The sequence below is a fragment of the Nocardioides sp. genome (genome assembly GCF_030655615.1).
Lineage (GTDB): Bacteria > Actinomycetota > Actinomycetes > Propionibacteriales > Nocardioidaceae > Nocardioides.
In genome coordinates this window covers 1-13,228 of record NZ_JAURVJ010000036.1, presented here as the reverse complement: position 1 = coordinate 13,228, position 13,228 = coordinate 1, and the positions used below count along the sequence as shown (strand labels likewise).

The window sequence follows — 13,228 nt, the reverse complement described above, 5'->3', positions numbered from 1 at the left end:
CGTGCGATCGCTCGAGTTGGTCCCCGCCCAACCCGGTCCCGAACCACCAACTCGTGCGATCGCTCGAGTTGGTCCCCGTTCAACCCGGTCCCGAACCCCCAACACGTGCGATCGCTCGAGTTGCACCCGAGTTTGAGAGTCCGACTCAACCCAGGTGCGGCAGCACCGCATCGACGAACCGGGCCGCGTTGCCCGGCACCAGGTCGAGGTAGAGGCCGGGCTCGGTGATCTCGACCTCGCTGACGACGAGCCGGCCGTCGTGGTGGAGGAGGTCGACGCGGGCGTAGGTGATCTGGGTGCCGGTGATCTCGGTGGTGGCGGCGACGGCGTCGACGGCGAGCAGCGCGGCGTCCGGGGACAGCGTGACGGCCTTGGACGTGCCGCCGTAGCGCGAGTGGACGCGGATGTCCTGGGGCGAGGCGACCTTGCGGACCTGGCTGACCGGGTGGCCGCCGAACACGAAGACCGACAGCTCGCCCTCGTGCTGGACCGACTCGACCAGCGGCTGGACGACCCAGGGGCCGGCGTCGACGGGGAGCCAGCTCTCGGCGTCGTAGACGATGACGACGCCGATGCCGCTGGCGCCGACCCGCGGCTTGACCACGGCGGTGCCGAAGCCACCGATCGCGGCGCGCAGGTCGACCGGGTTGTCGGCGATGACGGTCGGGACCGTCGGCACCCGGCTGTAGCGGGCGAGGTCGAGGAGATAGCTCTTGTCGGTGTTCCAGCGGAACGCCTCCACGCCGTGGAGCAGCTTGGGCCCCAGCGCGCCGGCCCAGCCCAGGAAGTCGGGCAGGCGCTGGTGGTAGTCCCAGGTGGAGCGGACGCAGACGAGGCCGGCGCCGGCCCAGTCGACGAACGGATCGTCCCAGACGGCCCACCTGCTGACGACGCCCCGGGCGGCGAAGGCGGTGTCGAGGACCTCGTGGCCCGGTTCGCCCTCCCTGTAGCCGACCGAGGTCGCCAGCAGGACGTCGATCACGGGCGGCCCAGTCCCCGCTTGATCCTCGCGGGGACGGCGACGACCGCCCGACCGGCCTTCCAGGTGGTGGTCTGGCGGATGGCCTCGAGCTCGGCCTCGGCGCGAGCGGCACGGGCCCGGGCGGTCTCGACGCGCTTCTCAGCCGCGGCGGCCCGGCGCTCGGCCTCCTCGGCCTTCTTCTCGGCGGCCTTGAGGTCGCGTGCGAGCACGCGGTGGAGCTGGCGCGTCGACTTCACGGCGAACTTGCGCTCGTCGGCGAGGGTCCGCTCGAGCCGCTTGATCTTGAGCTGGGGGCTCTCCTCGAAGTCGGCGGCGCGCGCGGCGCTGAGGTCGGCGGGCGGCGTCACGACTTCCTCCAGTAGACCCCGGCCCAGTCGACCTGGTGGAGCTCGTCGGTGATGCCGCGCGCCTCGCGGAAGTCGTGGATCGCCTGGGCGCAGCCCTTGACGGCGCCGTAGTCGTCGACGATGACGTAGCCGCCGACCGGCACCTTGTCGTAGAGCGGCTCGAGGGCGTCGATGGTCGAGGCGTACATGTCGCCGTCGAGGCGCAACACCGCGATCTGCTCGATCGGCGCGACCGCCAGCGTCTCGTTGAACCAGCCCTTGAGGAACTCGACCTGCTCGTCGAGGAGGTCGTAGCGGCGGAAGTTCTCCTGCACCTTCTCGACCGAGATCGCGAGCTCGATCTTGGTGTGGTGCTGGTCGCCGGCGTCGGCCTCGAACCGGCCGTCCGGCGGCGGCAGGCCCTCGAAGGAGTCGGCGACCCAGACCTTGCGGTCGGTGATGCCGTAGGCCTTGAAGATGGCGCGGGCGAAGATGCACGCGCCGCCGCGCCAGGCACCGGTCTCGATGAAGTCACCGGGTACGCCGTCCGCGATGACGCTCTCGAGGCACTCGCGCACGTTGGCGAGCCGCTTCATGCCGATCATCGTCTCGGCGTCGGCCGGCCAGTCCTTGCCGATCTCGCGGCGCTCGGCGTCGAACTCGCCCGCCTCGACGACACGGATGTCGCGGTCGCGGGTGGCGATCCGCACGAGGTTCCAGAGGTAGCCCTCGTAGGAGCGGGGCTCGAAGCGCACCGTGACGTTGCGGCCCTCGAACCCGTAGCGGGCCAGCATCTTGGCCATGATGTCGAGGTAGAGGCCGACAGCCGGGCTGCCGGGGTCGCTCGTGGTCGCGGGGGTCGTCACGGGCGGTGAGCCTAACCGACCGGTTGCCCGTTCCCCGGAACGGCGTGGCCGAACGGCACCCCCTCGTGCAGGCCGAGGGCGGTGAGGACCGACGGGAGCAGCGCGGCCGCCGTACGCCGGTAGCCCAGCGCACTGGGGTGGAAGCGGTCGAGGCTGAACATCTCGTCGGGGTTGGTGATGAAGAACGGGCCGACCACCCGCGCCAGCGACACGGCGTGCCCGCCGGCGCGCACGGTCGCCGCCGCCTGGGCCGACGCGAGCTGCCGGGACGCCCGCGACCCCAGAGAGCGCAGCGGCTGTGGCACCGGTCGCAGGGCGCCCAGGTCGGGGCAGGTACCGACGACGACCTCGGCCCCGCGCTCGCGCAGGGCGCGTACGGCGGCCTCGAGGTGCGCGGCCGACTCGGCGACCGGGACGCGGTGGGTGACGTCGTTGCCGCCCACGACGACGACCGCGACGTCGGGCCGGTAGTCGGCGGGCAGCGCCGTGAGCTGCGCAGCCAGCATCGAGCTCTCGGAGCCGACGACGGCGGCGGTCCGCAGCCGGACCGCGCGCCCGGTGCGCTTGGCGAGGCCCTTGGCGAGCCGGCCGCCGAGGGTGTCCTTGCGGCGCTCGGCGCCCAGCCCGGCGGCGATCGAGTCTCCCACCAGCAGCAGGTCGAAGGGGTCGCCGTACGCCGCCCGCCACACGCGGTCGGCGTCGGGCGCGCTCTCGCCGAGGGGCTTGCCGATCAGCCGCCGCGCGACCGCGGCCTGGCGGTGCAGCAGCTCACGGGCGCCGTAGGACCCGGCGACGGAGGCGGCGGCGACGGTCAGGACGGCCGTCGCGGCCAGGCGGTGGGAGCGATGGGGACGGTGGGATCGGTGCACCGTCCATCTCCATCAGGACAAGGTGAACGAGGGTGTCGAATCGGGGGGTGCCCGCGCGTCACCACGGTGACAGACTCACGAACCGAACGAGAGGAACGAGCGATGACCACCTCCATGGTGATGCTGCCCGGCGACGAGGACACCTGGGAGGCGGTTGCGCAGGTGCAGGTCACCGGGGGTGCGTCGTGACGAGGTTCCTGGTGCTGCTGACCGAGGCGGACCACTTCGCCAAGTGGGACACCGCCGACGACGAGGCCCAGGAGCGCGACTTCGCCTGCATGCGGGCGTTCTCCGCCGCGGTCAAGGAGCGCGGCAGCATCGTGGGCGGTGAGGCGCTGACCGACCCGTCGACGGCTCGCACCCTGCGGCCGGGGGCCGACCGGCCGGTCACCGACGGGCCGTTCGCCGAGGCCGTCGAGCAGCTCGGCGGCTTCTACGTCATCGACGTCGTCGACCTCGACACCGCGGTCGAGCTGGCCCGGCTGCTGCCCCCGGCGTACACGATCGAGGTGCGCGAGTGCCTCGACGTCGAGGTGGGCTGAGCTGAGCGACGCCGCCGGAGCGCTCGAGGCGCTGCACCGCGAGGAGTGGGGCCGGCTGCTGGCCCTGCTCGTCGCACGGTTCCGGCGCCTCGACCTCGCCGAGGACGCGCTGGCCGACGCGTTCGAGGCGGCGGCCCGCCGCTGGCCCGAGGACGGCGTCCCGACGAACCCGCCCGCGTGGCTGCTCACCACCGCGCGTCGCCGCGTCCTCGACCGGCTGCGCGCCGAGGCGGTGGTGGCCAAGACCCTGCCCGTGCTGGCCGTCGAGGCCGACCTGACCGAGGAGGCGCGACGCGTGATGGCGGACGGTTCGACGCCGAGCAGGGTCGGGTCGCTCGGCGCGGTCGACGAGCGGATGCGCCTGGTGCTGCTGTGTGCGCACCCGGCCCTGGCGCCCGAGCTGGGCGCGGCACTCACCCTGCGGCTGGTGCTGGGCGTGCCGACGTCGGACATCGCCCGGCTCTTCCTGGTACCGACCGCGACGATGGCGGCCCGGCTCACCCGGTCGCGCAAGCGGCTGGCCGGTGAGTCGTTCGCCGTCCCGGTCGGCGACGCGCTGGTCGAGCGGCTCGACGCGGTCGCGCACATCGCCTACCTGGCGTTCACCGCCGGCTACGCCCCCGGGTCGGGCGACGACGTCGTCCGGTCCGAGGAGGCCGGAGAGGCGCTGCGGCTGGTGCGGGTCGTGCGCGAGGTGGCGCCGCCGTCGGCGCTGCCCGACCTCGACGCCCTGCTGGCCCTGATGCTGCTGCAGCACTCGCGGCGCGACGCGCGGGTGCGCGACGGCGCGCTGGTGCTCCTGCCCGACCAGGACCGCTCCCGCTGGCGGGCCGACGAGATCGACGAGGCCCTCGGGCTGCTCGCGCCGATGGCCGCGACGGCGCCCTCGACGTCCTACCTCCTGCAGGCGCTGGTCGCCGCCGAGCACGCCGTCGCCCGCACGGCCGCCGACACCGACTGGCCGCGCATCGCGGGGTGGTACGCCGAGCTCGAGGCGCTCACGGGCTCCCCCGTCGTCCGGCTCAACCGCGCCGTCGCCGTTGCCGAGGCCGACGGCCCGGACGCCGGGCTGCGGCTGCTCGACGGGCTCGACCTCCCCGGGCACCGGCTGCCGGCAGTGCGCGCCGAGCTGCTGGCCCGGTCCGGACGCGCGGCCGAGGCGGTGGCGGCCTACGACGTCGCGCTCACGCGCTGCGACCACGGGCCCGAGCGGACCGCGTTGTCGCAACGTCGCGCCGAGGTCGCGGCCGGCTGACAGGATGCGCGCCATGACACGACGGTTCGAGGGCAGGCGCGCACTGGTCACCGGGGCGGCGGGCGGCATCGGCCGGTCCACCGTCGAGCTGCTCGCCGGGGAGGGCGCACAGGTCGTCGGCGTCGACCTCGTGGCCGGCGACGACGTGCTGGCCTGCGACGTCAGCGACGCCGACTCGGTAGCGGCCGCGGGCACGGCGGCCGAGCGGCTCGGCGGGCTCGACGTGCTGGTCAACGTCGCGGGCGTCGACCGGTTCCGGCGCTTCGAGGACCTCGACCTCGCGACCTGGGCGCTCCACCTCGGCGTCAACCTCACCGGCCCGATGCTGATGAGCCAGGCCGCGCTCCCCCACCTGCGCGCGAGCCGCGGCAACATCGTCACCATCGCCTCGATCGCCGGGCTCCGCGCCCAGCCCTACCAGGCGGCGTACTGCGCCTCCAAGAGCGGCGTCATCATGCTGATGAAGTCGCTCGCCCTCGAGCTCGCGGCCGACGGCATCCGCGTCAACACGGTCTGCCCCGGCGGCGTCCAGACCGACCTGCCCACCCAGGCCGCGGCCGAGCACTCCGGTGCCTCGGGCGCCGGCCTCGACTGGGACCTGCTGATGGAGACCGCCGGCGCCCGCTGGGGCTTCATGCCGCCGAGCGACATCGCCGACGCCGTCGCCTACCTCGCCTCCGACGCCGCCGCGTCCGTCACCGGTGCCGTGCTGTCGGTCGACCGGGGGACGGCGTGCTGACGCGGCCGGCTCAGCTGTAACTCACCGTGACGAGCACTACCCCGGTGCTGTAGCGCCGGGGTAGTGCTCCGAACAGTGAGTTGCAGCTGGTGGGGCCGCGGCCGGCTCAGCCGCCCGCCACCGCCGGGATGACCGAGATCTGGGTGCCGTCGGGGGTGGGGGTGGCCAGGTCGTCGAGGAACCGTACGTCGTCGTTGCCGACGTAGACGTTGACGAAGCGACGCAGCTTGCCGTTGTCGTCGAGGATCCGGCCGCGGATGCCGGTGTAGCTGGCCTCGAGGCTGTCCAGCACCTCGGCGAGGGTCGCGCCGTCGGCGCTGACCTCGGACGCGCCGTCGGTGTAGGTGCGCAGGATGGTGGGGACGCGGACGGAGACGCTCAACGTGGTTCCTCGTGCTTCTGGGTCAGGGTGGGTCGGTCAGGCGGCCGGGTCAGGCACCGAGGCCGGTGGCCTGGAAGGCGGCGTACGACGGCTCGATCGTCGCGGCGGCCGACACGCGGTCCGACACGGAGTCGAGGGTCTTGAGGCCGTGGCCGGTGTTGATGACGACGGTCTCGAGGGTGGTGTCGAGCTGGCCGGTCTCGACGAGCTTCTTCAGGACGCCGACCGTGGTGCCGCCGGCGGTCTCGGTGAAGATACCCTCGGTGCGGGCGAGCTGGACGATGCCGTCGCGGACCTGCTCGTCGGTGATGTCCTCGACCGCGCCGCCGGTCTCGCGGCAGATGTCGAGGACGTAGATGCCGTCGGCGGGGTTGCCGATGGCCAGGCTCTTGGCGATCGTGTCGGGCTTGACCGGACGGATCGCGTCGGTGCCGGCCTTGTAGGCGACCGAGACGGGCGAGCAGCCGGTGGCCTGGGCGCCGTAGACCTTGTAGGGCTTGTCCTCGACGAGGCCGAGCTTGATGAGCTCCTGGAACGACTTGTGCACCTTGGTCAGCTGGGAGCCGGACGCGACCGGGATGACGATCTGGTCGGGCAGGCGCCAGCCGAGCTGCTCGGCGATCTCGTAGCCCAGCGTCTTGGAGCCCTCGGCGTAGTAGGGACGGACGTTGACGTTGACGAACGCCCACCCGTCCTCCTCGCCGGCAATCTCGGAGGCGAGCTTGTTGACGTCGTCGTAGTTGCCGTTCACGGCGACCAGCGAGTCGGTGAAGATCGCGGAGTTGACCTGCTTGGGGTGCTCGAGGTTGCTCGGGATGAAGACGACGGTCTTGATGCCGGCGCGGGCGCCGGCCGCAGCCACTGCGTTGGCGAGGTTGCCGGTGCTGGGGCAGGCGAAGACCTTGGCGTCGAGCTCGATCGCGGCGCTCAGGGCGCAGGCGACGACGCGGTCCTTGAACGAGTTGGTGGGGTTGGTCGAGTCGTCCTTGACCCACAGGGTGTCGATGCCGAGCTCGCGGCCGAGGTTGTGGGCGCGCAGCAGGCGCGTGAAGCCCGGCTCGGTGTTGGGGCTGGTCTCGATGTCGTCCGGGACCGGCAGCAGCGCCTTGTAGCGCCAGATGTTGCGCGGGCCGGCCTCGATCTCCTCGCGGGTCACCGCCGGGAAGGCGTAGGCGACCTCGAGCGGACCGAAGCACTCCGGACAGGCGTAGAAGGGTCCGAGGGTGACCTCGTGCTGGCACTCGCGGCACTGGAGGTGCGTGGCGTTGCCGAACGCACCCTCGCGGGGGCCGTTCTTGACCGCTCCGCCCGGGTCACCCGGCTCGCTCGGGACCTCGGGGGTGATCTGCTTCTCGACGACGTCGGCGCTCATGTGTCCTCCTCCTCATCTTCCCCGGGGCGACGGTCGCACCCGGGCGGAATTAGCACCGTTTCCGCTTCTTCCGTCCGGATCTGTACCGGAGGCGGAGGTGTTTCGAAGCGGCGGTTGCCGGGACTTCACTGGGCCGTTCCCTCAGTCCCTCTTGATGAGCTGCCGCCCACTGTACGTCGATCCGTCTCAGCATGCGTCATCGGGTCCCGGGATGTGGACGCTCACCGGCCACGCCAGCCGGGTGCGCCAGGCGCCGCGTCGAGGTCGGCGCGCGCGGCGGCGACCAGTCGAGGACGTCGTCCTCGGCCACCACGGCGCGGACGTGCGTAGGGGCGGCGAGGGCCTGGTGACGACCTACGTCGGACGCCGAGGATCAGGCGCGGAGGGCGGCGGCGTCGTCGGTGAGCTGCTCGAGCAGCTCGAGGACGCCGGCCGGGCCGCCGACCACGACGTCGGAGAGCTCGAGCAGCGCGCTCTCCTCGTCGTCGGAGGAGCAGACGAGGAGCGTGGCCACGCCGTCGGCACGCAGCGCGCGGACGGCGTCGAAGGCCTCGAGGTCACCGAGGTCGTCCCCGGCGAAGAGGAAGCCGCCGGCGTCGAGCTCGTCGACCAGCGTCTGCACGACCTGGCCCTTGTGGACGCCGGGCGAACGGATCTCGATGACCGCCTTGCCCGGCTCGACGACGAGGTCGTGGCGGCCGGCGAGCTCGCGCAGCGCGGGCAGCAGGCGCTGGAAGGCCGCCTCGGGGTCGGCGAGCCGGCGCGTGTGGACGGCGACGGCGAGGCCCTTGTCCTCGATCCAGGCCTCGGCGGCGTCGGCGCGGCGCAGCACCCGGGGCAGGTCGCGCTCGAAGGTCGCGAGCCCGGCGGGCGGCCGGGGGCCGATGACGCGTCGGTTGGTCGAGCTCCAGCGCTCGTTGCCGTACTGGCCGAAGAGGTAGAGGTCCTTGCCGGTGTCGCCGACGGCGTTGCCGACCTCCTCGAGCCCGCCGAGGTCGAGCGCCTGTCGGGCCGGGCGGCCGGTGATTACCGCGACGGCGCGCACCTGCGCGGCGAGCGCGGTCAGCACCCGGCCGGCGTCGGGGTGGATGTGGGCGGCCGCGGGGTCGTCGACGATCGGGGACAGGGTGCCGTCGAAGTCGAGCCCGACCACGCTCTCGGCTGCGGCCCGGACCAGGGCGGCGTACCGCTGCTCGCCCTCGGCCGACGTGAACTCCACGTCCCCACCCAAGCATGTCGGCGTGGCCGGCACGCGACGAGCCGATGACGGGTGAGACGTGGGTCTCGTCGAGATCTGGGTCGGGCGGGCCGTGGCGGATTACCCGGTCGGCCGGGGAATCTGGCCCCTGTCAGGGGTTGCAACCCCTGACAACGGTCGGAACCCCCGGCCGGCCGGGGAATCCGCCAGAGCCGGACCCGGGGTCCCGGCGAGGATCAGGCGCCGAGCTGGCCGGTCAGGATGACGGTCAGCCGGTCGAGCTTCATGGCTCCGTCGGCGGGGGCGGTGCGGTCGATGCCGAGGTCGAGGGCCAGCTGCTTGGCGGCCCGCTCGAGGCGCGGCGGGAAGTAGACGGTGTTGGTGGGGACGGTGCCGTACCAGTTGTCGGTGCCGACGACCTTCCAGCCGACGCCGGTGGCCTGCTCGCTCACGACGCCGGCGAGACCGGTGATGCCGGAGTTGTTGTAGACCTCGACGTAGACCTTGCCGCGCACGACCGGCGGCTTCTTGGGCTTGGGCTTGGGGGCCGTGGTGGTCGCGGGCGCGGACGGCGACTGCGTCTGGGCGGCCGGGGTGGCGACCTCGCGCTCGGTGGGCTCGCCGCCGCGGGTGGCGACGAACGCGACCAGGGCCATGGCGACCGCGACGATGCTGAGCATCACGACCGGCGACGGGAAGACGACGCTACGACGCGAGCGTCCCGGACGCGCGCCCGGACCGGTCGACCCAGCCACGGGACTCAGACCTCGAAGCCGAGACGGCGGGCGGAGCGCTGACGCTGGCGCTCGGAGCGCAGCCGACGCAGCCGGCGGACGAGCAGCGGGTCGACCTCGAGGGCCTCAGGACGGTCGATGAGCGCGTTGAGGACCTGGTAGTAGCGCGTGGAGCTCATGTCGAACTTCTCGCGGACCGCGGTCTCCTTGGCGCCGGCGTACTTCCACCACTGCCGCTCGAACTCGAGGATGTCGCGGTCGCGGTCGCTGAGCGACTCGACGGCGCCGTCGTCCGGGCTGTCGGGTGCTTCGTCGTGCCGCTGGGCTTCCATCGGAGATCTCCCGGAGAGGTCGGGTCGGCCGAGGCCGGGTGGTCAGGCGTCACTGTAGTCGGCTAATCACACCGATGTCATTCGAGTCCGGCGACACGCCGGAAGATCTTTGCGATCCCTACGCTGGCGCCATGACCGAAGACGAGCGGACCATCCGGTGGGGAATCCTCGCGACCGGCAAGATCGCGCGCAAGGTGGCCACCGACCTGGCCCTGGTGCCGGGGGCCGAGCTGGTGGCGGTGGGGTCCCGCTCGCCGGGGTCGGCGGCGGAGTTCGCGGCGTCGTACGGCGGCCCGTCGACCCGCGCCCACGGCTCCTACGAGGAGCTCGTCGCCGACCCCGACGTCGAGGTCGTCTACGTCGCGAGCCCGCACTCCCTGCACCTCGAGCACGCGCGGCTGGCCTTCGAGGCCGGCAAGCACGTCCTGTGCGAGAAGCCCGTGACCACGACGGTCGCCGAGGCCGAGGCGATGGTGGCGCTGGCCCAGGAGCACGACCGCTTCCTCATGGAGGCGATGTGGACGGCGTGCCACCCGGTCGTCCGGGCCGTGGCCGCCGGTCTGCGCGACGGCCGGTTCGGGACGCCGCGCCACCTGCACGCCGAGCTCGGGTTCGTCGTCGACGCCCCGCCCGGGGACCGGCTGCTCGACCCCGCCCTCGGCGCCGGGGCGATGCTCGACATGGGCATCTATCCCCTGACCCTGGCCCACCTGCTCCTCGGCGAGGCCGAGTCGCTGGCCGCCACGGCGACACTGTCCGAGAGCGGGATCGACCTCGACGTCGCGGTCGCCGGCCGCTACTCCGGCGGGGCGCTGATGACGATGAACGCCTCGATGACCTCGTGGTCCTCGCGTGCCGCGACCATCGCCACCGACCGCGGCCGCATCGACCTCGCCGACTTCCACCATCCCACCCACGCCACCTGGACGGCGTACGACGAGGGCGGCACCAATGACCGCGTCAGCGTGCTGACCCCGGAGACCATCGAGGGCGACGAGCCGGTCGTCGGTGTCGGCTACGGCAACGAGGTGGCCGAGGTCGGGCGCTGCCTGCGGGCCGGGCTGCGCGAGAGCCCGCTGGTCCCGCACGCCCAGACGCTGACGATCCTGCGCCAGATGGAGGCCGTGCTGGCGTCGGTCGGCGTCACCTACGCCCCGGTCAGCCGAGCTGGCGGCTCCGCAGGTTGAGCAAGGCGTCCGCGGTGCCGGCGTGCAGGGCCGCGCAGCCACGGACGACGAGCGGCAGCGTGAGCAGCGCGACGACGCCGAACCCGAGCTGGAGCAGGCTCTCGTCGCGACGCCCCTCGCCCAGCCCCAGGATCTCGACCAGGGTGCGGTCCTGCTCGGGGAGCCACCGCTGCCACCACCAGTAGGTCAGGCCACTGGCCGCCGTCGCCCACCACGACGCGACGACGGACAACGCGACCGTCCCGGTGACGAACGAGACCAGCGCCCACAGGGCGTCGAGCCACGACTGCGGGTCGCGGAGCGGGGTGAGCAGGCGGCGCAGCGCTCCGGCGCCGGCGGGAGCGACGACGTACGCCGCCGGCGGGACCTCGCGGTCCTGCAGCGCCTTCATGCGCCAGCGCTCGAGGTGCGCGAGGCCGCGGGCGAGCAGGAGAGTGCCGGCGAGCACGGCCAGCCCGACCCACACGACCACCAGGCCCAGGCCGGCGGCCAGGCCGGTGACGACCACCGCGAAGCCGACGACGCCGAGCGCGAAGCCGCTGACGACGTACGCCGTGTCGCGGCCGAGCCGGGCCAGGAGCCCGCGCCGGGTGGGCCGGGAGGACAGGTCGCGTGACGCGGCCGGGGTGCGGGTGGAGGTGAGCGTCTGGTCCATGCCTCGAGCCTCGCGTGCGGGTCGACCGGGCGCAGTGGTGCAGCCACCACCATCGACCGTGGTGAACCACCCCTACCGTCGTGTCCCGGTCGGGGTCTGCCCGTCTAGGGTTGCGGCGTGTCCGCAGACCTCGTGATCGTCGCCAACCGGCTGCCGGTCGACCGGGTCACGCTGCCCGACGGGTCCGTCGAGTGGCGTCCCTCTCCCGGCGGTCTGGTCTCGGCGATCGAGCCGGTGATGCGGGCCAACGACGGCACGTGGATCGGCTGGCCCGGCGGCACCGAGCAGGACCTCGAGCCCTTCGAGGCCGACGGTCTGCAGCTGCTGCCGATGTCGATGACGCAGGCCGAGATCGAGGGCCACTACGAGGGCTTCTCCAACGGCACCCTGTGGCCGCTCTACCACGACCTGGTGGCCAAGCCGGAGTTCCACCGCGAGTGGTGGGACTCCTACGTGTCGGTCAACAAGCGCTTCGCAGAGAAGGCCGCGAGCATCGCGTCCGAGGGCGCGACGGTGTGGGTGCACGACTACCAGCTGCAGCTGGTGCCGCAGATGCTGCGCGAGCTGCGGCCCGACCTGCGGATCGGGTTCTACCTCCACATCCCGTTCCCGCCGGCCGAGCTGTTCCAGCAGCTGCCGTGGCGCCGCCAGATCCTCGAGGGCCTGCTCGGTGCCGACCTCGTCGGCTTCCAGCTGCCCGGCGGTGCGGCCAACTTCGTGCGCCTCGTGCGCCAGCGCGTCGGCCACAAGACCCACCGCGACCTCGTCTACCTGCCCGACGGCCGCACCGTCCGCGCGGCGGCGTTCCCGATCTCGATCGACGCCGCCGGCTTCGAGAAGCTCGCCCTCACCGAGGCCGTCGTCGACCGCTCCAAGGCGATCCGCGAGGCCCTCGGCAACCCGCGCAAGATCTTCCTCGGCATCGACCGGCTCGACTACACCAAGGGCATCTACGCGCGACTCCGCGCGTTCGCCGAGCTCATCGAGGACGGCCACCTCGACGTCGAGGACGCCGTCTTCGTGCAGGTCGCCGTGCCGTCACGCGAGCAGGTCGAGCAGTACCGCATCCTGCGCGACGACATCGACCGCCTCGTCGGCCGCATCAACGGCGACCTCGGCCGGATCGGCCGCCCCGCCATCGCCTACTTCCACACCTCCTACCCGCGCGAGGAGATGGCGGCGCTCTACTCCGCGGCCGACATCATGGTCGTCACGCCCTACCGCGACGGCATGAACCTCGTCGCCAAGGAGTACGTCGCCTGCCGCACCGAGGACGACGGCGCCCTGGTGCTCTCGGAGTTCGCCGGCGCCGCCGACGAGCTGCGCCAGGCGTGGCTGGTCAACCCCTACGACCTCAATGGCATGAAGTCGGCGCTCCTCGAGGCCTACCGCTCCGAGGACAAGGACCTCACCCGCCGCATGCGGGCCATGCGCAAGACCATCCGCCACCACGACGTCGCCGCGTGGGCCGACTCGTTCATGACCGAGCTCGGCTCGGTCTCGCACAGCTCCCACGCCAAGGCCGTACGACCCGCCAAGCGTTCGTGAGCTCTGCTCACGGTGGCTGAGGTGCGAGCGGAGCGAGCCTCGAAGCCCTGGGACGACGTCGTGCTGATGTCGGACGACGCGGTGACGTCGCTCCCCGTCGTCGAGTCGGGCGCGCCGCTCGTCGACACGGCCGGGGTCGTGGCCTTCACGGGCTCGACGCCCGAGGCGCGGCTGCTGCGGCAGCCGGTGCTCGACCGGCTCGCCGACGCGGCCGCCGCGCTGCCCGACGGGCTGGTGCTCG

At 72.8% G+C, this 13,228-nt stretch carries 16 protein-coding genes and 1 riboswitch; of the genes, 6 read left to right on the top strand and 10 right to left on the bottom strand.

The genetic code is table 11. From position 1 onward, the window contains the following. Window positions 1-145 precede the first annotated feature (145 nt). From Q7T52_RS03250 to Q7T52_RS03235, 4 genes are read right to left on the bottom strand one after another with little or no spacing between them, the layout of a single operon-like run. On the bottom strand, window positions 146-982 hold the full coding sequence (locus Q7T52_RS03250) for a RimK family alpha-L-glutamate ligase (RefSeq protein WP_304799343.1): 837 nt from the start codon (window positions 980-982) through the stop codon (window positions 146-148). Next, entirely contained in the window at window positions 979-1,329 is a 351-nt protein-coding gene (locus Q7T52_RS03245; RefSeq protein ID WP_304799341.1) for a hypothetical protein, read from the bottom strand. Before Q7T52_RS03245 ends, Q7T52_RS03250 begins: the two co-directional genes overlap by 4 nt. Further along, window positions 1,326-2,174 (bottom strand): TylF/MycF family methyltransferase, encoded by an 849-nt coding sequence (locus Q7T52_RS03240; RefSeq protein WP_304799339.1) that lies wholly within the window; start codon window positions 2,172-2,174, stop codon window positions 1,326-1,328. Before Q7T52_RS03240 ends, Q7T52_RS03245 begins: the two co-directional genes overlap by 4 nt. A gap of 11 nt (window positions 2,175-2,185) precedes the next feature. Beyond that, window positions 2,186-3,043, bottom strand: coding sequence for an SGNH/GDSL hydrolase family protein (locus Q7T52_RS03235; protein WP_304799338.1), 858 nt, complete (start codon window positions 3,041-3,043; stop codon window positions 2,186-2,188). Between the two features lie 185 nt (window positions 3,044-3,228). Between Q7T52_RS03235 and Q7T52_RS03230 the strand changes: the two genes are divergently transcribed. Genes Q7T52_RS03230 through Q7T52_RS03220 form a run of 3 tightly spaced genes read left to right on the top strand, consistent with a single transcriptional unit; the run spans window position 3,229 to window position 5,579 of the window. Next, entirely contained in the window at window positions 3,229-3,585 is a 357-nt protein-coding gene (locus Q7T52_RS03230; RefSeq protein ID WP_304799337.1) for a YciI family protein, read from the top strand. Between the two features lies 1 nt (window position 3,586). Beyond that, a complete protein-coding gene (locus Q7T52_RS03225) occupies window positions 3,587-4,840 on the top strand; it encodes an RNA polymerase sigma factor (protein WP_304799346.1) in 1,254 nt (417 codons plus the stop codon). 13 nt (window positions 4,841-4,853) lie between these two features. Then, complete coding sequence (locus tag Q7T52_RS03220) at window positions 4,854-5,579, top strand: SDR family NAD(P)-dependent oxidoreductase (protein ID WP_304799336.1); 726 nt, start codon at window positions 4,854-4,856, stop codon at window positions 5,577-5,579. 106 nt (window positions 5,580-5,685) lie between these two features. Here the strand turns inward: Q7T52_RS03220 and Q7T52_RS03215 are convergent, their stop codons facing one another. The 5 genes from Q7T52_RS03215 to Q7T52_RS03195 all read right to left on the bottom strand — a co-directional run bounded on the left by Q7T52_RS03215 (window position 5,686) and on the right by Q7T52_RS03195 (window position 9,597). Then, window positions 5,686-5,961, bottom strand: a complete 276-nt coding sequence (locus Q7T52_RS03215) for a MoaD/ThiS family protein (RefSeq protein ID WP_304799334.1) — start codon at window positions 5,959-5,961, stop codon at window positions 5,686-5,688. Between the two features lie 49 nt (window positions 5,962-6,010). Continuing rightward, window positions 6,011-7,333: a threonine synthase gene (thrC, locus tag Q7T52_RS03210; RefSeq protein ID WP_304799332.1), complete on the bottom strand. Its 1,323-nt coding sequence runs from the start codon at window positions 7,331-7,333 to the stop codon at window positions 6,011-6,013. 9 nt (window positions 7,334-7,342) lie between these two features. Then, a riboswitch (SAM riboswitch) is annotated at window positions 7,343-7,494 on the bottom strand. A 212-nt stretch (window positions 7,495-7,706) separates the two neighbouring features. Continuing rightward, complete coding sequence (gene otsB / locus Q7T52_RS03205) at window positions 7,707-8,552, bottom strand: trehalose-phosphatase (protein WP_304799330.1); 846 nt, start codon at window positions 8,550-8,552, stop codon at window positions 7,707-7,709. Between the two features lie 215 nt (window positions 8,553-8,767). Beyond that, window positions 8,768-9,211, bottom strand: a complete 444-nt coding sequence (locus Q7T52_RS03200) for a LytR C-terminal domain-containing protein (protein ID WP_304799344.1) — start codon at window positions 9,209-9,211, stop codon at window positions 8,768-8,770. Window positions 9,212-9,291: 80 nt separating this feature from the next. Continuing rightward, window positions 9,292-9,597 carry a DUF3263 domain-containing protein gene (locus Q7T52_RS03195; RefSeq protein WP_304799328.1) on the bottom strand — a complete coding sequence of 102 codons (306 nt, stop codon included), beginning with the start codon at window positions 9,595-9,597 and terminating at the stop codon, window positions 9,292-9,294. A gap of 131 nt (window positions 9,598-9,728) precedes the next feature. Between Q7T52_RS03195 and Q7T52_RS03190 the strand changes: the two genes are divergently transcribed. Continuing rightward, complete coding sequence (locus Q7T52_RS03190) at window positions 9,729-10,784, top strand: Gfo/Idh/MocA family protein (RefSeq protein WP_304799326.1); 1,056 nt, start codon at window positions 9,729-9,731, stop codon at window positions 10,782-10,784. On the opposite strand, the gene Q7T52_RS03185 is transcribed toward Q7T52_RS03190, so the two are convergent. After that, window positions 10,756-11,439: a sensor domain-containing protein gene (locus Q7T52_RS03185; protein ID WP_304799324.1), complete on the bottom strand. Its 684-nt coding sequence runs from the start codon at window positions 11,437-11,439 to the stop codon at window positions 10,756-10,758. The genes Q7T52_RS03190 and Q7T52_RS03185 overlap by 29 nt on opposite strands. Before the next feature lie 117 nt (window positions 11,440-11,556). On the opposite strand from Q7T52_RS03185, the gene Q7T52_RS03180 reads away from it, so the two are divergent. Both Q7T52_RS03180 and Q7T52_RS03175 read left to right on the top strand, forming a co-directional pair. After that, window positions 11,557-12,987 (top strand): trehalose-6-phosphate synthase, encoded by a 1,431-nt coding sequence (locus Q7T52_RS03180; RefSeq protein WP_304799322.1) that lies wholly within the window; start codon window positions 11,557-11,559, stop codon window positions 12,985-12,987. Window positions 12,988-13,008: 21 nt separating this feature from the next. Continuing rightward, a partial coding sequence (locus tag Q7T52_RS03175) for a hypothetical protein (protein WP_304799320.1) occupies window positions 13,009-13,228 on the top strand: 220 nt, incomplete at its 3' end.